The organism is Planomonospora alba (genome assembly GCF_039534085.1).
In the GTDB taxonomy this organism is placed as follows: domain Bacteria; phylum Actinomycetota; class Actinomycetes; order Streptosporangiales; family Streptosporangiaceae; genus Planomonospora_B; species Planomonospora_B alba.
In genome coordinates, this window is record NZ_BAAAUT010000004.1 from 174,828 (window position 1) to 197,813 (window position 22,986).

The following is a 22,986-nucleotide window of genomic DNA, read 5'->3' on the forward strand; positions in this document are numbered from 1 at the left end:
GCCGTATCGTTCCATGTCATCCCGCCTGCCCCAGTACGACCATCAGCCCCACCGCGGCCAGCGTAACGGGCACCCACCGCAGCACGGCCGCCCTGCTCGGCCGCGGGTGGGCGGTCAGCACGGTGAAGCCGTACGGAACGAACGCGATCGCGAGTCCGGCCAAGGCCATCAGGGACAGCGGTGTGGTGCCCTTCAGCACGCCGAGCGGCAGCGCCGCCGCCGACGCCAGGGCCAGCGCACGGACCGGGCCGAGTACCCGGGCGCGCCAGGCGCCGAACGCCAGGATCGGCCAGCCCGCCAGGGCGGCGACGTTCAGGAACGACAGCGGCTGGAAGGCGCCGTACGTCTCGGACACCACCTCCGTGGCGAGGTCCGCGCCCACGGCGTCGGTCAGCCGGAACGCCATGTGGTCGGCGCCTGCGTGGAAGACGCGGGCGAACAGCCCCGACATGGCGAGAAGCCCGCCCACCGGCCCCCATCCCGGGCCGGTCCCGGCGGCGAGCAGAGCCACGGCAGGCCAGAGCAGGAACGTGCCGACCGCGATCAGGGCGTAGGAGGTGGCCAGCAGCGCGGGCGCGCTCTCGTGCGCGGCGAGCTGAGCGGGGTAGAAGAAGTCGTACGGCACACGCAGCAGGGCTCCTGCCAGGAGGAGGAGCGGTGCCACCACCGTGGTCGCGCCGCCGGCCCAGCGGCCGGGAAAGCCGGATGTCATGTCTGCGACCCTCTCGCGGAGGACCCGCCCGGCGCGTCGGACCGTGGCCTGCTCTTCCGCCTCAGACCTGGGTATGACGCGATCGGGCTTTCCCTTTCGCTGTCGACGCCGTCAGCGGGGCCGCCCTGCGGCTGCGCCCGGGACGACGCGGAGTGGAGCCTGTCCGGGCAGGGGTCCTGCGGCTTCGGCACCGATCGGACACCACGTCCATGGACGCGGCCGTTCCCCGGTGATCCGGCGATGCCCCGCAGCGGGTTCTCCCTGGGCCACCCGAACGGCCGGACCGCCCGGGACCTTCAGCGGAAGGAACGGCGGTAGGCCGCCGGGGTGGTGTTCAGGGCGGTGTGGAAACGGCGGCGGAGGTTGACCGCCGAGGAGAGGCCGACGCGGGTGGCGATGGTCTCGACGGGCAGGTCGGTCTCCTCCAGCAGGGCGCGGGTGGCGGCCAGGCGGCGTTCCAGCAGCCAGCGGGCGGGCGGCACTCCGAGCTGCTCGGTGAACTGGCGGGTCAGCGTGCGCGAGGAGACGCCCGAGTAGGCGGCCATGTCCTCGACGGTGATCTGGTCGGGCAGGCGCGACAGGAGCCATTCGAGCAGGGGGGCCAGGGAGTCCGGCATGGGGCCGGTGGTGGGGAGGGGAGGGTACTGGCGCTGGCAGCCCTCGCGGTGCGGGCCGGCCGCGAGCTGGCGGCCGATGCGCATGGCGTGGGCCGCGCCGTGCTCCTGGAGGACCTGGTGGAGGCAGAGGTCGAGGGTGGCGGCCGAGGCTCCGGCGGTGGCGACGTCGCCGTGATCGACGTAGATGACGGTGTCGTCGGGGATGACGCGGGGGTGACGGGCGGCGAGCTCGCCGGAGAGCTCCCAGTGCACGGAGGCCCGGCGGCCGTCCAGGAGACCGAGGGCGGCGGGGATGAAGATCCCGGCGCAGACGGCGACGATGCGGGCGCCCCGGGCGTGGGCGCGGGAGACCGCGTGCAGGACGGCGGGCGAGGGGGTGACGGTCCAGCCCTCGATGACCACGGTGTCGGCGTCGTCGAGGGCTTCGAGGCCGCTGTCCACCTGGACGGGGACACCGAGGGTGGTGGTGAGGGAACCGGGGCGCTCGGCGCACAGGCTGAAGCTGTAGTGCTGGGTGATGTCGGGGCCGTGGTAGCCGAAGACCGCCGCGGCGGAGGTGACCGGGTAGAGCTCCTGGTCCGGGGCGACCAGGGCGATCACGCGATGCGGACCCGGAGGCGTCGGGGGCGTCTGCGGGCATTCCAGGAGCATGGCGTAAATGTACCTAATGATGTCATTTGAGACACCGGTGCTCTGATCTGGGGAAAACCAGAATCGGGGCCCATGCGGACGAAGAACTTCACCCTCTACTTCGGGGCGCGCACGATCTCGCTGCTCGGTGACGCGATGATGCCCGTCGCCTCGGCGTTGGCCATCGGGAAGGCCCATGGGATCGCGGGCGTCGGCTACGTGCTGGCGCTCTGGACCGCGTCGGCCGTGCTGGTCATGCTGTTCGGCGGGGTCGTCGCCGACCGGATCGGCGCCCGGCGCCTGATGATCGGCGCGGACGCGGTCAGGGTCGTCACCCAGGGAGTCGTGGCCGTCGCCTTCCTGGACGGCGCTCCGCCGTACGCCCTGCTGCTGGCGACGGCGTCCGTGTCGGGCATGGCCGCAGGGGTGTTCGAACCGGGCGTCAACGGCATGGTCCCCCTGGTCGCCGACGATCCGCAGCGGGCCAACGCGACGCTGAAGATCGCTGAGGCGGTCACCCATCTGGCGGGCCCGGCACTGGCCGGGGTCCTCGTCGTCACCGCCGGACCGGTCGTCGTCTACACGGTGGACGCCGCGACGTTCCTGGTCAGCGGAGTGTGCCTGCTGCTGGTCCGGGTCGCCGCGCCCAGGGCGGAGCCCTCCGACGTGCTGAACGACCTGCGCAGGGGCTGGGAGGAGTTCACGGCCAGGAGCTGGATGTGGTCGGTCATCCTGGTCTGGGTGTTCTGGGGCGTTCTGGTGATCGGACCGTACGTGCCGCTGTCGTCGCAGCTCATCGGGGCCGACTACGGCTGGGTGATGGCGGCGCTCGGCCTCGGCACCGTGCTGGGCGGGCTGGTGGCGGTCAGGCTCAGGCCGCGCAGGCCGCTGGCGGCCGGAGCGGTGGGGCTGAGCGGGTACGCGGCGGTGCCGCTGACGGTCGCGCTCGGGCTGCCGCTGCCGCTGCTGATGGCCGGGCACCTGCTCGGGGGGTGCGCGTCGGCGTTCTGGTCGGTGATGTGGTCGACCAGCGTGCAGACGCAGGTCGCGCCGGACGTGGTGAACCGGGTCAACGCCTACCAGGTGGCCGGGTCGGTCGCGGGCATGGCGGTCGGGCAGGCACTGGCCGGTCCGGTCACCGCGCTGGTCGAACCGCGCGCCTTCATGTCGGGGTCGGCCCTGGTGACGGCCGGCGTGGTGGCGGCACTGCTGTCGATCAAGCCGGTCAGGCGGCTGGGCCGGGCACCTCACCCGGCGGCGGACGACCGTCTCCGGAACTGTCACCCGGACCTGGTAGGACAGGACCTCCATGATCCCCCAGCCGAGGATGTCCGCCGTGTTCCACGATGACGAGTACGACGAGGACCTCGACGGGCCCGGCGCCGAGACGCCCGCCGACCCCCGCGACCCGGGCGAGGCGTTCGTCCCCGCCGACGGGGTCTACCGCTGGGACATGGCGGGCGCCCACCGGGAGACCTACGCCGGGCTGCCCGTCGCCGAACCGCACGTGATCGTCCACCATCGCAGCCCCGACCCGGCGGGCTTCGCCTGGCCGCTGTACGACGGCGACCCCCTCGAAGACGACGACGGCGGTACGACGTTCGCCGACGGACTGCGGGAGCTGCTCGCCACGGTCGACGGCTCCCGGATCCGCGCCCTCGTGGTCGCCGGGTGCAGCGCACGCAACGCCCCCGCCGTGCTCGCCGCCCACGCCCACCGGCTGCCCCGGCTCCGCTCGCTCTTCCTCGGCCTGGTCGAACCGGAGCACTGGGAGATCTCCTGGATCCAGCAGGGCGACATCACCCCGGTCCTGGAGGCCTTCCCCCGCCTGCGGCGGCTGGACGTGCGCGGGAGCGACGGCCTCGTCCTGCGCCCCGTACGGCACGCGCACCTGGAGATCCTGCGGTTCGAGACCGGAGGACTGCCCGGCCACGTCGTCCGCGCCCTCGGCCGGTGCGAACTGCCCGCCCTCACGCACCTGGAACTCTGGCGCGGAACGGCTCCGGCGGGTGCTGCCCGGCGTCGAGGTCGATCTTTCCGGACCCCAGAATCCGCTGGAGGAATGGCGCTACGTCGCCGTCTCGGAGTGAGAAGCGCGACACCGTCAGCGGCCGACCTGCGCAGCAGTTTCAGATCGAGCCCGAACTTCTCCGGGCTGACCGCGTCATGATCGCGTAGGCCTGCCACCAGCTGCGGCACGGCGGCACCGACGAGCGCCGTCACCGCGGTGCTGGCGCGCGCACGCCCGCGCACGCCCGCTGCGCGACCGGGTCACCATCTGTCTGCTCTGGCGAGGTAGACATGGTCAGCGAACCGCCCCACTCCCCGGAAGGCCGATCGGATGCGTACTGATTCCGCGGAGCTGCGCACCCGCGTCGACGGCTCCCCGATGTCGCGCATGCAGTGGTCGGTGATCGTCGTGTGCGTGCTGCTCAACGTGGTGGACGGCTTCGACGTCCTGGTCATGTCCTACACCTCCGCCGCGGTGTCGGACGAGTGGTCGCTGTCGGACTCCCAGCTCGGCCTGCTGCTCAGCGCGGGCCTGGTCGGGATGGCGCTCGGGTCGCTGCTGCTGGCCCCGCTGGCCGACCGCGTCGGGCGGCGGGCGCTGATCCTGGCCTGCCTCGTGGTCGCCTCCGCCGGGATGCTGGGGTCGGCGCTGAGCCAGGACGCCGCCCAGCTCGGTCTGCTGCGCGTGCTCACCGGCATCGGCGTGGGCGGCATCCTGGCCGGCAGCAACGTCATCGCCGCCGAGTACGCCAACGGCCGCTGGCGGGGCCTGGCCGTCAGCCTGAATGTGGTCGGCTACGCCGTCGGCGCCACCGCGGGCGGGGTCGTCACGGTGGCGCTGCAGAGCTCGTCCGGCTGGCGGTCGGTGTTCGTCTTCGGCGGCGCAGGCACGGCCCTGCTCATCGGTGTGGTGCTGTTCCGGCTTCCCGAGTCCCTGGACTTCCTGCTCGCCAAGCCCTCACCGGGCGCCCTGGAGCGCCTCAACGGGCTGCTCGCCGCGATGCGGCAGCCTGCTCTGGAGTCCATGCCCGAGAGCCCGGACAGGCTCGCCGCGCCGGCGCCCCGGATCCGGCGGATCCTCACCCCGCGGCTACGCCGCGACACGCTGCTGATCTGGGCGGGTTTCTTCGCCGCCATGTCCGCGTTCTACTTCGTCACGAGCTGGACGCCGAAACTGCTGGTGGAGGCCGGCCTGTCGGTCGCTCAAGGCGTCACCTGGGGGGTGCTGCTCAACCTAGGCGGCGTCTTCGGCACCGTGCTGCTGGGCCTGCTGGCGGCCCGCTTCGCGCTCAAGCGCCTGCTGGTGGGCTGCGCGCTCGCCACGGCCGTGTCGCTCGTCCTGTTCGTCCCCGCCCTCTCCACGTACGGGGTGCTGCTCGCGCTGGGCGCGCTGATCGGCCTGTCCGCCAACGGCTGGGTCGCCGGCCTGTACACCCTGGCCCTGGCCACCTATCCGCCCGCGGTGCGCGCGACCGGCGTGGGCTGGGGCGTCGGCATGGGCCGGATCGGGTCGCTCGTCTCCCCCCTGGCCGCCGGCGGGCTGCTCGACTCCGGCTGGGACCCGGGGCGGCTCTACCTGGCGGCGGCGGTCGTGGTCGCGGTCGGCGGGCTGGCCGTGTACGCCGTTCGCCCGGCCACCGCCCGGGAGCGGGATCCGCTCCGGAGCGGAGCACGGTGACGCCGGCGCACGGCGCGCGGCGGTCGCGCGCCCGGCCGGCGGCGGATCCGCAGGCGCCGGCGGGCTCGGATCCACGACCAGGACAGCGGGAGCGGCGACAGGCGACCGGTCGGGCCGTCACTTCCCACGGCGGCGGGGCCCGCGGGGCGACGTGGAGCCGTCGTGCTTGCCGTCCCCCGCCGGTACGAGTGGCTGAACCTGCTCACCTGTGCTGATATCCGAATACACATGACCCGGGATCCATATCGATATTGGACATATCGCCGCCGCCCATGGTCTTCTGATCGCCCCCATGAAGATCAGAGCCGAGAGCAGGGAGTCCGAATGAGGCGTGGTCATCACAGCCGGTTCCGGGTCAGGCTGGGAGCCTCCTTACTGGCGATCTCCACGGCGTTCGCCGCCGTCGCCGGCCCGGGCGGACCCGCGGGGGCCGACACCCGCCCCGTGTCCGCCGCGCCTTCCCTCCCCGGCACGCATGACGTCGGCGAGCGACTACGCGAGCTGGAGATCTCCTACCAGGGACGCATCGGGGCCTTCGCGATCGACACGGGCACCGGCAGGACCATCTCCTACCGGGGCGGCGAGCGCTTCCCCAGCCGCTCCACCTTCAAGGCCATCCTGTGCGGCGCCATCCTGGCCAAGGCCCGCACGACCGACCCCGGCCTGCTGAACCGCACGCTGCGCTGGACGGCGCAGGAGGTGGTCACGGACTCCCCGATCACCGGGAAGCCGGAGAACATCGAGAACGGCATGACCGCCGAGCGCCTGTGCCACGCCGCGATCACGGTCAGCGACAACACCGCGGGGAACGTGCTGCTCAAGCAGATCGGCGGTCCCGCCGGACTGACCCGCTACTACCGCTCGCTGGGAGACCCGGTCGGGCGGCTCGACCGCTGGGAGCCGCAGCTCAACGAGTGGAAGCCGGGCGAGAAGCGCGACACCGTCAAGCCCGCGTTCATGGCCCGCAGCCTGCAGAAGCTCACCGTGGGCGGCGTGCTGCACCCGCAGGACCGGCGGCGGCTGACCGGCTGGCTGCGGGACAGCACCACCGGCGCCGAGCGCATCCGCAAGGGGCTCCCGCAGGACTGGATCGTGGGCGACAAGACCGGGGGCGCGGCCGGAGCCTACGCACCGGGCAGCGACATCGCCGTCGCCTGGCCGCCCTCCGGCGCGCCGCTGATCATCGCCGTCTACACCAACCGCGACGACCCCGCCGCGACCGTGGACAACAGCGTGATCGCCAAGACGGCGACCCTGCTGGCCCGCGGATTGGGCCGCTTGTGAGCCCGCCACGGCGACGAACGGCACCGCCCCGGCTCCGATGCGTGTCCCTTCGCCATCAACGGGGCTCCTCACCCGCCCCGCCGAGCGCGGCGGGGTCCTCGTAGCGGAGCAGGACGACGCCGTTGCCGAAGGTCCGGGTCCCGGCGAGCCGGAGGTCGCGCCTGGCGTCGGAGGGCTGGAACAGCGGCCTGCCCCGTCCGAGGACGACCGGGTGGACGTACAGCCGGTATTCGTCGATCAGTCCGAGGCGCATGAAGGCGGCGGCGAGTTCGGCTCCGCCGAGCGCCAGGTCTCCGCCGGGCTCCGCCTTGAGCTTCAGGATCTCCTCGGGGACGACGTCCCGGACCACGGTGGTGTTCCAGTCGGCCTTCTCCAGGGTCCGGGAGAAGACGAACTTCGGCATGTCCCGCCAGATACGGGCGAACTCGACCATGGGCCGGGTGCTCGCGGGGTCGGAGTCGGCCGTCGGCCAGAACTCGGCCATCAGTTCGTAGCTGCGGCGCCCGTCCAGGAAGGCGCCCATGGCGCCGAGCCACTCGTTGAAGTGGTCGTGCAGTTCGTCGTCGACCAGGTGCCAGTCCAGCTCGTGGTCCGGCCCTTCGAAGAAGCCGTCGAGGGAAACCGACATCGCAAAGGCGATCTTTCTCACCGCGTTCTCCTCCGAAGCTCTCCCGGGCCGGGCCCGCCGATCGCGCCGTCCGTGCCCCGCCCCTCCGGCAGCCGGGTTTCCACGGAGACCGGGAGCGGGCGCGCCTACTCCGTGGGTATCACCCGGGTCCGACAGTCCCTGCCTCCCGCCTGTCCCCGCGGCCTCCGGATCGATCGGTCACCGGACCCCGGCCCGCGATCCCCCCTGGCGGGTCCCCGCCTTCCATGGAGCCGCCTTCCCGGATCGCCGTTTCCCGGTGGCCGGGGCGCACCGCCTGGATGCGCCCGTGTACGGCCGGAGCTTGCATGCGATGCCGCTCCGTCAGAGAATCCGCCGGAAAGCCGCGCCACCATCCCGCTGAGCAGACCACGCCCTCCAGAGGAGCCGACGTGCGCATCACCCGGCATGTGACAGCCGCCGCACTGGCGACGGCGGCGACGATCTCCCTGACCCCGGTGGCCGTTCCGCCGGCCTCGGCCGAGACCCTCGACGTGATCAGCCCCTCGGGGCGCGCCGTCGCGCTGCGCGACGCGCCCCGCACGCTCTCGGTCACCTACGTCCACCGGGGCCGGCGGCACACCCTGGACGATTTCCTGGCCCGCACGAGGACGAGCGGATTCGTCGTCCTGGACGGCCAGGACGTCGTGGCCGAGCGCTACACGGGCGCGGACCGGACCACCCGGTTCCAGTCCTGGTCGGTGGCCAAGTCCTTCACCTCGGCCGCCGTGGGCCTCGCGCTCGGTGAGGGCAGGATCCGCTCACTGGACGACCCGGTGGACGCCTACCTGCCCGAGTTGGCCCGCTCGGGATACGCCGGGGTGTCCATCCGCGACCTGCTGCGCATGTCGTCCGGCATCGAGTGGGACGAGGCCGCAGACGTGCCGCGCCTGCACGCCGCGGCCAACCGGGGCCTGCCGCTCAGGAGGACGGCCGCGCGGCAGGTGCGCGGCTGGAAGCCCGGCAGCCGTTTCGAGTACACCAGCATGAACTCCTTCGTCCTGGCCCGGCTCGTCGCCGAGACCACCGGCATGCCCTACCACCGGTACGTGGAGCGGAAGATCTGGCAGCCCGCCGGCATGGAGTCGACGGCGGGCATCGGCGACGACGCGGGCGGCGACGGCCTCGGTTACTGCTGCTACCACGCCACCGCCCGCGACTTCGCCCGGTTCGGGCTGCTCTACCTGCGCGGCGGCGCGTCCGGCGGACGCCAGGTCGTCCCCGCCTCCTGGGTCAGGGCGTCCACCAGGCCCTCACCGCGGAACCCGTCGTACGGCCTGCACTGGTGGCTCGGCCGGGGCGGGGACTTCATGGCGGCCGGGCTGGGCGGACAGTACGTCTACGTCTCCCCCGAGTACGGGGTGGTCATCGTCAAGTCGACGATCGGCGCGGGCCGGCCGGACCAGCAGGAGGCCCTGGCCGTCTTCCGCGCCGTGGCGAAGGAGGTCGCCAGGACCCGCTGACCGGCGCCGGGGGCGACCGCCCCTTCGGGCCCGAAGACGCCGCACGTCTCAGGGCCGGCCGCACGCCGCAGGGCAGAACCCGACCTCCGGGGAGCGCGGTGACGGCCCCTCCAGGAGAGACCCTCGCCGTGACTTCAGGTGCTGGTCGAGGAAGGCCGCCACGTACGCGCGGGTGAGCTCGGCGGAGCGCTCCGCGGGCAGAGCACCGGGGGCGGGCCTGATGCCGAGGGCGCCCGCCAGCAGCGGCAGATCGGTGAAGGACTGGTGGCCGGCGCCCGAGAGCACCAGCCAGCGCTTCCAGCCGGTCAGCAGCTTCCAGTCGCGGTCCCACGAGGTGTCGCGGCCCCCGGGGACGTGCTGCGGCGTACCCATGAACATGAACGGCCGGGAGAGCCCGCCCTCGGGGATCCGGGCGTAGGTGGTGCCGTCCATGTCGATCCCGGCGCGCACGCGGGAGTCCTCCACCATGGCCGCCAGGGCGGCGGCACCGCCGATCGACTGGCCCGCCATGGCGATCCGGGAGCGGTCGATCACCTCGGAGCCGTCCCACTCCGCTGCCAGCCGGTCGAGCACGAAGGAGACGTCGGCCGCCCGGCCCTGGACCACGCCCGTGCCGAAGCCCGGGTCGGTGTCGCTGTCGCAGGCGAGGCATTCGGCGACCCGCCCGCCGGGGAGGGTCGTGGCGTGGCTCTCGTAGGGGTGGTCGATTCCGGCCACGACGTACCCGCGGCTGGCCAGGTCCTCGGCCAGGGAGGTGAGGGTGCTCACCGGCTTGGTGAACCCGGGAGAGAGCACGACCAGCGGAAGCCCGCGTCCTTCGGGGTCGGCGTCCTCGACGGCGTTCGTCCGCGTCCTGCTCAGCGTGTCGTACGGCACGCCCGTGATCCTGGAGCCCTTCAGCAGGAGCTCCGACTCCTTCGGCGTCATGTACGGCGCGCGCCGCCCGTCCCGTCGCCCGGTCGGGTACCACAGGGTGACTTTGAGCTCCCGGGCTCCGGCGTCGGGGTTCCAGGGATCGGCCCGGGAGGCGTCCTTCAGGTACAGGGCGGTGGTACCGACCGGGTGGGCGCCGGTGGGGGCGGGCAGGACGGCGGGGCCGGTCGGCGTGGCCGACGCGGCGGCGGGTCTGGGCGGCGGGGGCACGGAGCAGGCGGACGCGGCCAGGACGGCCAGTCCCGCGGCGACGGCCAGGATCTGTCTCATCGGAAGGTCCGTTCACTCGTGCAGCAAGGTCAGGGCCTCGGCCAGGGCGGGATCGCGCCCGGCGGCCGCGTCCTGCGGGGTCAGGGGCACGTGGTGGTCGGGCGGCACGCCGATCCGGTCGATCACCTCGCGGCCGGGTCCCAGATGGCGTTTGGACGGGAGGCCCAGCAGGGTGTTGTTGCCCAGCAGGTACGAGCGGGCCGGGCCGGAGACGGCCCCGGCGGTCCTGGTTCCGACCAGCCGGCCGGCGCGCAGGTCCTTGACCGCGGAGCTGAAGTGCTCGCAGGCCGAGGCGCAGCCGTGGTCGATGAGCACCACCAGCGGCAGGCCGAGCAGCTCGACGGTGTCGTCGGTCCGCATGGTCTCGCATCTGTCGTCGACGGTGCACAGGTAGGCGGTGACCTCGCCGTGGACGAACGCGCTCACCAGCCGGGTCGCCTCCGCGGGGCTGCCGCCGCCGTTGCCGCGCAGGTCCAGCACGACGCCGGACAGCGTCCGGCCGGCGCGCAGCCTGGCGACGGCCTTGAAGACCCGGTTCGCGGAGTCGGGGGTGAACCCGCGCAGCCGTACGTAGGCGGTGTCGTCGTCCAGCGGTTTCGACTGCACCACCCGCAGGGTGGCCGGATCCCGCGGGTAGAGGCCGGGCTTGAGCGTGGCGGTCCAGCGGCGGCCGGTGCTCTGCCGCAGGAGCCGCAGCCGGACCGGGCGGGCTTGCGGATACCGCGGGTAGAGGGCGGCGAGCGCGGGGCCGGCCCTGCCGTCGACGAAGGGCGCCGACCCGTTGATCGATTCGATGACGTCGCCCGGGCGCAGACCGGCGGCCCGAGCCGCGCCGCCCTCCACGGCGGTGACGAACAGCGGGGGGAGGGCGGCGCCGGGATCACCGGCCGTCTGCGCGGCGGTGGCCTGCGCGGCGGTGACGTTCGCCTGCAGGCCCAGGCCGTAGCCGTCGCCGTCGTAGTGGTCGGGGTGCCGCTCGATGTCGTGCGCCCAGCGGGCGTGGTTGTCGCCGAGGGCGGCCACGACGGCCTCCAGGGTGGCCACGGCCAGCCTGCCGCGCAGATCGGGGACCCGGTCGGTGATCTTGCGGTAGGCGGCCTCGAAGGCGGCCCAGTCGGCCTCGCGGTCACCGGTCAGCGCCGGCATGACGGCCTCGGGCGCGTCGCGCCCGTTGCGGCCGAGCTCCCGGGTCAGAGCGGCGAATCCGGCGGTCAGCAGCGCGCGGGCGTCCAGCGTGGCACCGCTGTAGTGGTTGCCGAGGATGCAGAAGTACGCCTGCTCGATGACGTCGACCGTGGTGGGCGTCTCCGCGCCGAGAGGCCCGCGGGGTTGCGTGCAGGCCGTACCGGCCGCCGTGACCGCCTCGCCGCGCGGCGGCGCCGGCGCCGTGCAGGCCGCCGCCAGCAGGAGGGCGAGCCCGGCGGCCGCAGTCCTGACGGCGGTCATGCGCCCTCCTCCGCCGCTCGCCCTGGCACGGTGCGGTGCCCGCTGACGACCTCGGCGAGCCCGGTCATGACAGGCGCCTCCGGATCCACCAGAAGCAGAACCCGGTGAGGCCCGCGGTGAGCAGGGCGTAGATCCCGGTCTCGATCCACTGGAAGGGCCAGAAGCGGTCGAGGGGATGGTAGGTCGCCCGCTGCCGGTAGCCGAGGCGGTTGATCTCGGCCAGGCACGCGCCCATTTCCGGTGGTCCCTGCGCCGGCGCGCAGGGACCCGACGTGGTGGAGATCTCGATGGGGCCTTCCTCTCCGATGCCGGCGATCATGCGCCCGGACGGATCGAGGAGGTCGCTGGACAAGGCCCAGGCCCCGGCGTGGCCGGGAACGGCCGATCCCAGCACGATGTGCGCGGATCCGGTGTCCCCCTTGATGCCGATGCCGGACACGTTCGCCTCGCTGACCTCGAAGGTCGCCGTGACCGGGGGCATCAGGTGGGGCCTGACGAGCAGCGGCATGGCGAACTGGACCGCGGTGAAGACGGCCAGGGTGAGGGCCATGGCCGGCAGCGTGCGGCGCACCAGCATGCCCACGGTCACGCCGAGGACGAAGGCGAAGGCCGCATACCCCATCGGGGTGATGCCGCGCGCGCCGAAGACCAGAGGAGCCATCATGGCCAGTTCCGGGAAGGCCGACCTGTCCAGGGGATCGGACCACCAGGTCACCACGAGGCCGCACAGGCAGGCGGCGGCCGTGGCGGTCAGGCCGATGAGCCCGAGCTTGACCGCCAGCCAACGGCCGCGGGTGATGCTCTGGTTCCACACCAGCAGGTGCGTGCCCGCCTCGAGCTCGCGGGCGACCAGCGGCGCTCCCCAGAAGAGCCCGACGAGGGCGGGCACGAGCAGCACGACGAGGCTGGCGGCCAGGAAGGGCAACTGGTGCTCGTCGAAGAAGCGGTCGTAGAAGCGGCCGCAGGTGTCGTCCTGCGTGCAGGAGGCGATCCCCTCGGAGTAGCGGGAGGCCAGTTCCGGGCCGGTCAGGGCCAGGGCGGTGGTGAAGACGACGAGCACGGCCGCCGTCATCGCGGCCGAGCCGCGGAACTGGCGCCACGTCAGCCAGATCATCGCTGCACCTCCAGGGTGGCGCGCCGGCTCTCGGCGGGGCGCCTGTCCATGTAGGCCAGGACGAGGTCCTCCAGGTCGAGCCGGCTGACGGTCCAGGCGGGGTCGTGGATCGGGGCGTCGGTGCGGACCACGTACGTGCTCTGCCGGTCGGTGTGGCGCGCGGAGACCACGTGCTGGTCAGCGGGGAGCCGGTCCGGGTCGCGGCGCGGGCCGGTGAGCCGGTGGTGGGTGGCCAGCAGCCTGTCGGTCTCCCCGGCGAGCCGCACGCGCGAGTCGACCAGGACGATCAGGTAGTCGCAGACCCGCTCCAGGTCGGAGACCAGGTGGGAGGAGAGCACGACGCTGAACTCGTGCTCGGCGACGGCCTCCATCAGTCCCTGCATGAACTCGCGGCGGGCCAGCGGGTCGAGCGAGGCCACCGGCTCGTCCAGGATCAGCAGCTCGGGCCGTTTGGCCAGGCCCAGGGTGAGGGCGAGCTGGGCGCGCTGGCCGCCGGACAGCCTGCCCGCCCGGTGCGCGGGGTCGAGACCGAGCCGTGCGATGCGCTCGCCTGCCAGGGCGGCGTCCCAGCGCGGGTTGAGCCGTGCCCCCAGCCGCAGGTGGTCTGCGACGGTCAGCCCCGCGTAGACGGGGGTGTCCTGGGCGACGAACCCGACCCTGGCCAGTTGCGCGGGCGTGCTCCCCGGCCGGCCGCCGAGCACGGTGATGCCGCCCGCCGTCGGTTCGAGGTGGCCGCCGGCCAGCTTCAGCAGCGTGGTCTTCCCGGCCCCGTTGGGGCCCACCAGCCCGACGACGTGACCCGCCGGGATGTCGAGGGTGCACTCGCGCAGCGCCCAGCGCCTGCCGTACCGCTTGCCCAGCCCACGGGCCTCCAGGACGGCGGTCGCGAGGTCTCCTCCGGAGCCCTCGTGACCCGGGGTGCCGTGTTCATCGGTGCTCTCGCTTCGCCCGATCACGCGATGTCCTCCTGAGCGGTGGTCCGAAAGGTGGTCATGAACAGGGCCTCGATGCTCTCGTCGTCGAGACCGGCCCGGCGGGCCTTGACCAGCCAGCGCTGCAGTTCCAGCCGGAGTGGGCCGTGCGCGGCCAGCGAGGTGTCGGTGAGCGTCTTCGTCACGAACGTCCCCACCCCCGGCCGGGCGGCGACCAGGCCCTCGTGCTCGAGCTCCCGGTAGGCCTTCAGGACGGTGTTGGGGTTGATCGCCAGCTGCGCCACGGCCTCCTTGACGGTCGGGAGCCGGTCGCCCTCGCGCAGCAGGCCGAGCCGGAGCGCGTGCCGTACCTGCTGGACCAGCTGCAGGTACGGCGAGACCCCGGACTTCGCATCCAGGTGGAACTCGATCACCGGCATCTCCATTTATATAGGCTCCTAGTACATTAGATATTTACATGTACGGAGCCGGTCGGGGAAGCCCCCGGGGGAAGTCCGCCCCCGGCCTCGCGGAAGAGCCGGACGGGCGCTGCGAGCGGGACGGCGCCGGCCGCTCCGGTCCCGGCGGCGCCGCCGGAATACGCGTTTCGCGGACCGCGGGCCGCGTTCCCGGCTACGTTCGCCGTCATGGCGAGGGAGGAGTCCTCGGCCGTTCCCGCCGATCCGTACGCGGCGTCCCCGCCCCGCCGGTGGATGGGCGCGAGCGTGCCGCTGCGCAACGGGGCCGGTGAGGTGCTGCCGGTCGATCCGGCCTGCGGACCCGGGTTCGGGATGCCCGGCGGCCCCGTCGGCCGGGGCGGGCCGCCGCGGGCGGCGGCCCGCCGGGAAGTGGCGCAGGAGCTCGGGCCGGTGGTGGACCGGGTGCCGCCACGGCCCGGCCGACCGCACGACGGGGTGATCTCCATGTACGACGGCGGCACCGGAGGAGGCGTACGCGGCGTGACGGCCGCCGGGGCCGACCGCGGCGGAGCCGGCTCTCTCCCGGCACCGCCCCTTCAGCGCGACCGGCCGCTCCGCCTTCCGGGTGGAGGCGGAGCGGCGGACACGGAGCGGCCTGGGCGTGTGGTGCCACCCAGGCGTGCCGACCTTGCGCGTCTCATGGGCGGGGATCCATGTTAACGCTCACATTCCGCGCTGCGACCCTCCTTCGACACCCCGCCGTCCTCGGTGGTGATGGCGGCGAGTAAATACAACGGGCCCGGAGGCCGTCAAGGGGCGGTGGCCGCGCACACGACCACGCCGGACAGGTCTCCCGCCCACACCGCCGGTCCCCCGCATCCGCAAGTTGCGGATGAAGTGTGAAACTTTCATAGCCAAGGATCGGCGATTCTCCGCTACATGACCTCAAGCAAGCCCTCCACGGCTCCACCGGCATCGATAATCGGGCATAAACCTCAGACCATCGATCCGAAAGTTTCTTTTAGGTATTGACATGTTTCGGTTGCGTTTCCACACTGATCTCCGAAGCGGTCGGCCCTGTCCGATGTGGTGATCGACGAGGGCCGCCGGTCATGACGCCATCGTGGTGTGCGCCTCCGGTCCGGGGCGCGGCGTCGTCCGCCGGGTTCCCGCACATCCCTCTCCCGTGATCTCAGTATGGAGTCAGGCATGGCCATGAAGGCTTCACCTCCATCCGCGTACGGACGCTTCGGCGCTCTGCGCGGCATCGTGGGCGCCGTGAGCGTCGCAGGCGTCATAGGCGCCGCGCTGATGGTGTCGGTTCCCGCAGACGCGGCGGCGAGCACGCTGGCCGCCGCCGCCCAGCAGAGCGGCCGGTACTTCGGCACGGCCATCGCGGCCGGCAAGCTGGGCGACCAGACGTACACCACGATCGCGAACCGCGAATTCGACATGATCACCGCCGAGAACGAGATGAAGATCGACGCCACGGAACCCAACCGGGGGCAGTTCAACTTCAGCGCCGGCGACCGGATCTACAACTGGGCGGTGCAGAACGGCAAGCGGGTGCGCGGGCACACGCTCGCCTGGCACTCCCAGCAGCCGGACTGGATGCGGTCGCTCTCCGGCAGCAGCCTCCGTCAGGCGATGATCAACCACATCAACGGCGTGATGGGGCACTACAAGGGCAAGATCTACGCCTGGGACGTCGTCAACGAGGCCTTCGCCGACGGCAACTCCGGCGCTCGGCGCGACTCCAACCTCCAGCAGACCGGCAACGACTGGATCGAGGTGGCCTTCCGCACCGCGCGGGCCGCCGACCCGGCCGCCAAGCTGTGCTACAACGACTACAACATCGACAACTGGAACTGGGCCAAGACGCAGGCCGTCTACAACATGGTCCGCGACTTCAAGCAGCGCGGCGTGCCGATCGACTGCGTCGGCCTGCAGTCGCACTTCAACAGCAACAGCCCCTACAACAGCAACTACCGCACGACCATCCAGAGTTTCGCGGCCCTGGGCGTCGACGTGCAGATCACCGAGCTGGACATCCAGGGCGGCTCGGCCACCACGTACGCCAACGTCGTCAACGACTGCCTGGCGGTGCCGCGCTGTACCGGCATCACGGTCTGGGGGGTCCGCGACACCGACTCCTGGCTCGGCGCCAACGCCAGCGCACTGCTCTTCGACGGCAACGGCAACAAGAAGGCCGCCTACACCTCCGTCCTGAACGCGCTCAACAGCGCGGGCCCGAACCCCACGTCCTCGCCGACCACGTCGCCCACGCAGAACCCCGGCGGCGCGGGACAGATCCGGGGCGTGGCGTCCGGGCGGTGTGTGGACGTGCCGAACGCCACCACGACCGACGGCACGCAGCTCCAGCTGTGGGACTGCCACACCAACTCCAACCAGCAGTGGTCCTACACGTCCGCGCAGGAGATCCGCGTCTACGGCGACAAGTGCCTGGACGCCGCCGGCACCGGCAACGGCACCAAGGTGCAGATCTACTCCTGCTGGGGCGGCGACAACCAGAAGTGGCGCCTCAACTCGGACGGCTCCATCGTCGGAGTCCAGTCGGGCCTGTGCCTGGACGCCGCCGGCACCGGCAACGGCGCCCAGCTCCAGCTCTACTCCTGCTGGGGCGGCAACAACCAGAAGTGGACCTGGAACCGGGGCTAGGAGGCCGGATCATGAGACGGCACCGGCCGGTGCCGATCGGGGCCGGGACGGTGATCGCCGCAGTGGTCGCTGTGGTGACCGCCGCCCTGGCCGGTCTCGTCGCCACGGCGCCCAGGGCGAAGGCGGCGACGTTGACCCGGATCGGCGACTTCGGGGCGAACCCCGGCAACATCCAGATGTACCTCTACGTCCCTGACAACGTGGCCGCGCGTCCCGGCATCCTGGTGGCGATGCACGGCTGCAACGGCCGGGCGACCGACTTCCACCGGCAGACGGAGTTCGCGTCCCTGGCCGACAGGTACGGCTTCATCGTCGTCTACCCGCAGGCCAACAAGAGCGCCAACGGCCTGTCGAACTGCTTCGACGTGTGGTCGGACGGAGCACTCCGGCACGGAGGCGGCAGCGACCCCGTTTCGATCGTGTCGATGGTGGACTACGTCGTGCGGCACCACAACGGTGACCCCGCGAGGGTGTTCGCCACCGGTTTCTCCTCCGGCGCGATGGAGACCGTCAACCTGCTCGCCACCTATCCCGACGTGTTCAAGGCCGGCGCCCCCTTCGCCGGTGTGCCCTTCGGCTGTCTCGGCCCGCCCGGGTGCGGCGACCGGACACCCCAGCAGTGGGGCGACCTGGTCCGCGGCGCCTACCCGGGTTACACCGGTCCCCGGCCCCGGCTGATGGCCTGGCACGGCACCGCGGACGACGTGCTGAACTTCAGCATGTTGCAGAAGGAGGTCGACCAGTGGACCGACGTGCACGGGGTGAGCCGGACGCCCGCCTCGACCACCAGCCCGCAGCCGGGCTGGACACGGAGGGTCTACGGCTCCGGCCAGGTCGAGGCCTACACCGTCAGTGGAGCCGGGCACGACCTGCCGCACCCCGGGATGGCCGTCCACGCGATCCGGTTCTTCGGCCTCGACGGCACCGGTCCCACGCCCACGGGGACGCCGACCTCGACACCCGCCCCCGGCGGCGGCCAGATCAAGGGTGTCGCCTCCGGGCGCTGCCTGGACGTGCCGAACTCGAACACCGCTGACGGCACGCAGCTCCAGCTCTGGGACTGCCACGGCGGCACCAACCAGCGGTGGACCCTCACCCCGTCCCAGGAGCTGCGGGTCCTCGGCGGCGAATGCCTCGACGCGGCCGGGACGGGCAACGGGGCCAGGATCCAGATCTACTCCTGCTGGGGCGGCGCCAACCAGAAGTGGCGCGTCGGCTCCGACGGGACGATCGTCGGCGTGCAGTCGGGGCTGTGCCTGGACGCCACCGGAACGGGCAACGGCGCCCGCCTCCAGCTCTACTCCTGCTGGGGCGGCGCCAACCAGCGGTGGAACTCGGGCGCCACCTGACGCACCCCTGGTCCGGACGGTCTGCTGAGGACCGCCCGGACCAGGGGCCTCAGACGGATGGGTGCACGGCCCGGGTGCGGCGCGTGAGGCCCCACCCGGGTGCGGCGCACGGCGGCGACGAGCACGACGCGGCCGCTCCTCGCGGGACCTGGAGCGGCCGGCCCTGCCGCCGGTGCCGATGGCGGCCGCCTCCGCCGTTCGTCAGCCTCCTCGTCACCGCTCTCCACTCAGATGCGGCTCCACCGTTGGTTGGCGGCACCGTTGCACGTCCAGATCTGGAGGTGGACACCGTTGACCGCGGAGTTGCCGGGCACGTCCAAGCACTTGCCCGCACCGAGGGCGGTGACGCTTCCGTCAGTGTTGAAGCGCCACTTCTGGTTGCTCTGGCCGTTGCAGTCCCAGATGATCACACTGGTGCCGTCGGCGGTGCCGTTGTCGTTCACGTCGAGGCACTTGTTTCCGTAGACCCGCAGCTCACCGGCTGCCGTGAGGGTCCACTGCTGGTTGCTCTGACCATGGCAGTCCCAGATCCCCACCCGGGTCCCGTTGGTCCGGGAAGCTCCGGTGACGTCGAGGCATCTTCCCGACCCCGCACCCTGGATCCGGGAGACGGGGCCGGATGCTCCGCCGCTGACCCGGAACACGACGGTGCCGTGGGAGGGCACGCTCGCCGAGATGAGCCCGGTGGTCGGGGTGACGGCGTTCGTCCAGGCCTCACGCAGGCTGAAGGAGTCGCCGGACAGGCCGATCGCAGAGGTGGTGGTGCTGATCGTCGTCGTGCTGCCGCCCTGGTTGAACAGCGCGACCGCGACGTCGCCGTTGCTCAGCCGTTTGGCCAGGATGCGACGGGTGCCGTCGTTGCCGATCTGGGTGGCCTGGAGGCCGAGAGGGTCCTGGTTGATGGCGATCAGGTTCCGGTTCTTCATGATCGCGGCGGTCGCGGAGTCCATGTTCCGCATGTCGTTGCCCGCGATCAGCGGTGCGGCCATGATCGCCCAGAGGGCGAAGTGGCTGCGCATCTCGGTGTCCGTCATGCCGCCCCGGCCGACCACCATCATGTCGGGGTCGTTGAACTGCCCCGGCCCGGCGTGGCCCGACAGTGGCGCGTTGACGTCGACGATGTTCTGGATGCCCATCGGGTAGCCGTTGGTCTGACCGGAGTTCCAGACGTTGGTGATGTCCTCGGTCGTGCGCCAGATGTTGGCGACGTCACCCCAGTTCCGCTGCGGGCCGGTCTTCTCGTGGATGCTGTTGGGGTTGATGCTGTAGAGGATCGGCCGGCCGGTGGAGGCCAGAGCGTCGCGCATCTTCGCGAAGGTACGGACCTGGTCGTCTATGGTGCCGGTGGGAGAGCACCAGTCGTATTTGAGGTAGTCGACGCCCCAGGCGGCGAACTGCCGGGCGTCCTGAACCTCGTGGCCGAGACTGCCGGTGGCGCCCGGGTAGGAGCCGAAGTACTGGGCGCAGGTACGGTCCAGGGGCGCCTGGTAGAGGCCGAACTTCAGGCCCCGGGCGTGCAGGTAGTCGCCGAGGGCCTTCATGCCGCTCGGGAATCTCGACGGATTGGCCTGCAGGTTTCCGGCGGAGTCACGGGTCGGGTCGAACCAGCAGTCGTCGACGACGACGTACTGGTATCCGAGGTCGCGCATGCCGGAGCCGACCATCGCGTCAGCGGTCTGGCGGATCAGCGTCTCGTTGATGTTGCAACCGAAGGTGTTCCAGGTGTTCCACCCCATCGGCGGGGTGCGGCCCACCCCGTTGTCCAGCGCTTGGGCCTGGGCGGGGGTGAGTGCCACCGCCAGAACCGCAATCGTGATCGCGGCCAGCGGTGATCGGTGTCCTGGCATGGCGCGGCTCCTGATCATTGGAAAGAGGCGTCGTCGATGTAGAGGCCAAGAGTGCCGGTGGCGCTGCCGAGCCGCAGTTCGATCCGGCCGTCGCCGGTGCCCGAGGCCGCCCGGGCGGTGAAAGCGGTGGCCCCGTTGCCGAAGGCGACGCCCTTGACCTTGATGTAGTCGCCGTTCTCGATGAAGCCGACGTTCATCCCGCCCTCGCTGGAGGCTTCGGTCTCCACCCCGGAGGACCAGGCGATGGTCTCGGCCTCCTGCCGGGCGAACGGGTCGAGGGTGCCGGTCTGAGGCGGACCGGCGGTGGTCATGTTGATCGTCGGGATGGTGCCGTCGGCGTTGTAGGCGAACTTCTCCACGGCCACCGACCTGGTGTAGCCGCCGCCCGGCAGAGCGCCGTTGTGGTAGAAGAAGTACGATCCTCCGACGTAGTCGATGATCCCGGCGTGGTTGGTGAAGCTGCCGCCCTGCCGGGGCATGATCGTCCCTCTGTAGGTCCACGGCCCGGTGGCGCTGGAGGCCGTCGAGTAGGCGATGAACTCCGAGCAGCATTCCGCGGCGAACACGGTGTAGTAGAGGCCGTTGCGCTTGTAGGCCCAGGGCCCCTCCTCATAGAGCGTGGGGCGGCTGGTGTTGCCGCTGCGTGCGCCGAACCCCGCGCCGGTCAGCCGGACGTAGTCGATCCCGCCGGAGTAGGAGATCATGTCGCTGTTCAGGCGTACGTACGCGAGGCGGGGGTTGCCCCAGTACAGGTATGCCTGGCCGTCGTCGTCGATGAGGACGTTCGGGTCGATCTCGTTGTTCTCGACCAGCGGGCGGTTCAGCGCGTCGCGGAACGGCCCGGTCGGGCTGTCGCCGACCGCGACGCCGATGGCCATGCCGCCGGTCGCCCGGTTCCGCACCGGGACGTACCAGTAGAACCTGCCGTTGCGGTGGGCGACGTGGCCGGCCCAGGCGTTGGCGTCGGCCCAGGCGAAGGTGGCCAGCCTCATGGGCGAGCCGTGGTCGGTCCAGTTGGCCATGTCGGTCGAGGAGTAGACGTGCCAGTCACGCATCGTGAAGGACGTGGACCCGTCCTCGTCGTGGCCGGTGTAGAGGTATACGCGGCCGTTGTGGACGAGCGGCGCGGGGTCGGCGGTGTAGATCGTCTGCATGATCGGGTTGTCCGCCCTGGCCGGTGCCGCGGGCAGCGGGGCCATGACGCAGAGCACGCCCATGATCCAGGCCAGGCGGCACGATGGCGCAGATCTCATGGTGATCCTTTCGAGGTCGGACCTCGGACCGGGGATCGCCGCCCGGCCCCGCGCACCGTCGCCGTACGAGCACCGGCGTCTCTGCGGGACCCGGGCGGGCCCGGCCTTCACCGAGCCCGCCCCTCCGGCTCCACCCGAACCGGACCCGTGTCACCCTCCGTCAGCGCCGCAGTGTCAGCACGCCCGGCCGGTAGGGCAGCAGGCCGTAGTCACCGCCGGAGTCGGGACTGCGTCCCTGGTAGAGCAGCTGCAGGTTGCAGGGGTCGACGGTCATGGTCTGATCGGGGCCGGTGCGGATCAGTTCGCCGTGGCTGATGTCGTTGGTCCAGGTGGCGCCGCTGTTGGCCTTGCCGGCGAAGGGGTTGCCCTCGGTCGCGGCCTGCGGTGTCCACGAGCCGTTCAGGCTGGTGGCCGTGAACGAGCGGAAGTAACGCCCCTGCGAGCCGATCGCCTCGACGATCATGAGGTAGCGGTTCTGGCCCTGGAGCTTGTAGACCTGGACGGCTTCGAACAGGTTGTTCGTCGTGTCGCTCATGACCACCGTCGATGCCGTGCCGAAGCTGCCCGGGAAGTTCCCGATCGGCATGCTGGCCCGGTAGATCTTGCCGTTGTCCCCGGCGAAGAACAGGTACATGTTCGTGCCGTCGCCGATGAGCGCCTGGTCGATGGGGCCCGTTCCGGAGCCGGTGATGCTGCCGGAGAAGAGCACCTGCTCCGACGACCAGCCGTTCGGGTTGGCGGGGTCGCTCGACGTCCGGTAGGAGAAGGCGGTCCTGCCCCACTGGTAGGCGAGCACCCAGACGTTCTTCGGGGCGAAGTAGAAGAGTGTGGGCGCGACGGCGGAGAAGGACATCGCGTTCTGGCTGGCCGAGGCCATCTCCGACCAGTTGGTGAACAGGCCGAAGTTCATCGAGCCCCACCTCGTCCCCGTGTCGTGCGTCGTCGCGTAGACGAGATGCCTGCCGTTGTAGGGGGCGACGGTGAAGTCCTTGAGCGAGACCCACCCCGACCTCGGCTGCGCCAGCGGGCCCGTCGACGTCCAGCGGTACGTCGACGGGAGATCGCACGTGCCGGGCTGGGTCGGAGTGGAGCCGCCGACCTTCACGAGCTGCCACTGCTGGTTGGCTCCGCCCCAGTCGTCGTACTGGACGACGTTCGCGTTGTCGGCGGTGGAGGCGCCCTGGACCTCCAGGGCCTTGTTGCTGTGCCGCGAGATGAGCCTCACGTGGCCGTCCGGACTGTCGGCCAGCCGCCACTGCTGGTTGGTGCCGTTCAGGTCGGCCCACTGGACGATCGAGCCGCCGTTGGCGGTCGACCAGTTGTAGACGTCCAGCACCTTGCCGGAGTGGCGGGACTTCAGCCGGTAGTAGCCGCCGCCGGAGTCGACGAACCGCCACTGCTGCTGGTTCTGGTCGTTCCTGGTCCACTGGGTGATGCGGGCGCCGTCGTTGGTCGCCAGGTTGTGGACGTCCAGGGCCTTGCCGCTGTTGCGGTTGACCAGGACGTACCAGGCGTCGGTGTCGACGGTGGCCGCGTTCGCCGACTGGGCGGCCACGAACATGCTCACCAGCAGCGTGGCCGCGGCCGTGAGGACGGCCAAGGGTCTGATTCTCATTTCGTGCTCCGATTCCATCAGGGCTCTGTCGCTGTGCCGCCCGCAGGGGGCCGGCCGGTCGGGATGCCTTTCTGTGTCGGGGGTGCGTTCCGTGCCCTGACCGGGCGGCG

At 71.6% G+C, this 22,986-nt stretch carries 18 protein-coding genes; 7 read left to right on the plus strand and 11 right to left on the minus strand.

Going from position 1 to position 22,986, the window contains the following annotated elements:
- Positions 1–16 precede the first annotated feature (16 nt).
- Positions 17–712, minus strand: a complete 696-nt coding sequence (locus tag ABD823_RS03720; RefSeq protein ID WP_344855891.1) for a hypothetical protein — start codon at positions 710–712, stop codon at positions 17–19.
- A gap of 296 nt (positions 713–1,008) precedes the next feature.
- Positions 1,009–1,980: a GlxA family transcriptional regulator gene (locus ABD823_RS03725; protein ID WP_344855893.1), complete on the minus strand. Its 972-nt coding sequence runs from the start codon at positions 1,978–1,980 to the stop codon at positions 1,009–1,011.
- 72 nt (positions 1,981–2,052) lie between these two features.
- Here ABD823_RS03725 and ABD823_RS03730 point away from each other — a divergent pair, with 72 nt between their 5' ends.
- The 4 genes from ABD823_RS03730 (at position 2,053) to bla (ending at position 6,931) form a co-directional block, all read left to right on the plus strand.
- Positions 2,053–3,309, plus strand: coding sequence for an MFS transporter (locus tag ABD823_RS03730; RefSeq protein ID WP_344855895.1), 1,257 nt, complete (start codon positions 2,053–2,055; stop codon positions 3,307–3,309).
- Entirely contained in the window at positions 3,296–4,129 is an 834-nt protein-coding gene (locus ABD823_RS03735; RefSeq protein WP_344855897.1) for a hypothetical protein, read from the plus strand. The genes ABD823_RS03730 and ABD823_RS03735 overlap by 14 nt, the downstream gene beginning before the upstream one ends.
- Before the next feature lie 171 nt (positions 4,130–4,300).
- Positions 4,301–5,647 (plus strand): MFS transporter, encoded by a 1,347-nt coding sequence (locus ABD823_RS03740; protein ID WP_344855899.1) that lies wholly within the window; start codon positions 4,301–4,303, stop codon positions 5,645–5,647.
- A gap of 324 nt (positions 5,648–5,971) precedes the next feature.
- A complete protein-coding gene (bla, locus tag ABD823_RS03745; protein ID WP_344855901.1) occupies positions 5,972–6,931 on the plus strand; it encodes a class A beta-lactamase in 960 nt (319 codons plus the stop codon).
- A gap of 55 nt (positions 6,932–6,986) precedes the next feature.
- Here the strand turns inward: bla and ABD823_RS03750 are convergent, their stop codons facing one another.
- A complete protein-coding gene (locus ABD823_RS03750; protein ID WP_344855903.1) occupies positions 6,987–7,580 on the minus strand; it encodes a dihydrofolate reductase family protein in 594 nt (197 codons plus the stop codon).
- A gap of 389 nt (positions 7,581–7,969) precedes the next feature.
- Between ABD823_RS03750 and ABD823_RS03755 the strand changes: the two genes are divergently transcribed.
- Positions 7,970–9,040, plus strand: coding sequence for a serine hydrolase domain-containing protein (locus ABD823_RS03755; protein ID WP_344855905.1), 1,071 nt, complete (start codon positions 7,970–7,972; stop codon positions 9,038–9,040).
- 48 nt (positions 9,041–9,088) lie between these two features.
- Here the strand turns inward: ABD823_RS03755 and ABD823_RS03760 are convergent, their stop codons facing one another.
- From ABD823_RS03760 to ABD823_RS03780, 5 genes are all read right to left on the minus strand, one after another.
- Complete coding sequence (locus ABD823_RS03760) at positions 9,089–10,243, minus strand: alpha/beta hydrolase family protein (RefSeq protein WP_344855907.1); 1,155 nt, start codon at positions 10,241–10,243, stop codon at positions 9,089–9,091.
- A gap of 12 nt (positions 10,244–10,255) precedes the next feature.
- Positions 10,256–11,689 carry a S41 family peptidase gene (locus ABD823_RS03765; protein WP_344855909.1) on the minus strand — a complete coding sequence of 478 codons (1,434 nt, stop codon included), beginning with the start codon at positions 11,687–11,689 and terminating at the stop codon, positions 10,256–10,258.
- 64 nt (positions 11,690–11,753) lie between these two features.
- A complete protein-coding gene (locus ABD823_RS03770) occupies positions 11,754–12,803 on the minus strand; it encodes an ABC-2 transporter permease (protein WP_344855911.1) in 1,050 nt (349 codons plus the stop codon).
- The gene (locus ABD823_RS03775; protein WP_344855938.1) at positions 12,800–13,633 is read right to left on the minus strand and encodes an ABC transporter ATP-binding protein; all 834 of its coding nucleotides are present in this window, start codon (positions 13,631–13,633) and stop codon (positions 12,800–12,802) included. The genes ABD823_RS03770 and ABD823_RS03775 overlap by 4 nt, the downstream gene beginning before the upstream one ends.
- A gap of 122 nt (positions 13,634–13,755) precedes the next feature.
- Positions 13,756–14,160: a GntR family transcriptional regulator gene (locus ABD823_RS03780; RefSeq protein WP_344855914.1), complete on the minus strand. Its 405-nt coding sequence runs from the start codon at positions 14,158–14,160 to the stop codon at positions 13,756–13,758.
- A 1,251-nt stretch (positions 14,161–15,411) separates the two neighbouring features.
- Between ABD823_RS03780 and ABD823_RS03785 the strand changes: the two genes are divergently transcribed.
- Both ABD823_RS03785 and ABD823_RS03790 read left to right on the plus strand, forming a co-directional pair.
- Positions 15,412–16,812, plus strand: a complete 1,401-nt coding sequence (locus ABD823_RS03785; protein ID WP_344855916.1) for an endo-1,4-beta-xylanase — start codon at positions 15,412–15,414, stop codon at positions 16,810–16,812.
- 11 nt (positions 16,813–16,823) lie between these two features.
- Positions 16,824–18,161 (plus strand): extracellular catalytic domain type 1 short-chain-length polyhydroxyalkanoate depolymerase, encoded by a 1,338-nt coding sequence (locus ABD823_RS03790; protein WP_344855918.1) that lies wholly within the window; start codon positions 16,824–16,826, stop codon positions 18,159–18,161.
- Positions 18,162–18,388: 227 nt separating this feature from the next.
- Here the strand turns inward: ABD823_RS03790 and ABD823_RS03795 are convergent, their stop codons facing one another.
- From ABD823_RS03795 to ABD823_RS03805, 3 genes are all read right to left on the minus strand, one after another.
- Positions 18,389–20,008, minus strand: a complete 1,620-nt coding sequence (locus ABD823_RS03795; protein ID WP_344855920.1) for a glycoside hydrolase family 27 protein — start codon at positions 20,006–20,008, stop codon at positions 18,389–18,391.
- 14 nt (positions 20,009–20,022) lie between these two features.
- Positions 20,023–21,261 (minus strand): glycoside hydrolase family 43 protein, encoded by a 1,239-nt coding sequence (locus ABD823_RS03800; protein WP_344855922.1) that lies wholly within the window; start codon positions 21,259–21,261, stop codon positions 20,023–20,025.
- A 160-nt stretch (positions 21,262–21,421) separates the two neighbouring features.
- Entirely contained in the window at positions 21,422–22,822 is a 1,401-nt protein-coding gene (locus tag ABD823_RS03805) for a non-reducing end alpha-L-arabinofuranosidase family hydrolase (protein ID WP_344855940.1), read from the minus strand.
- Positions 22,823–22,986: the final 164 nt, after the last annotated feature.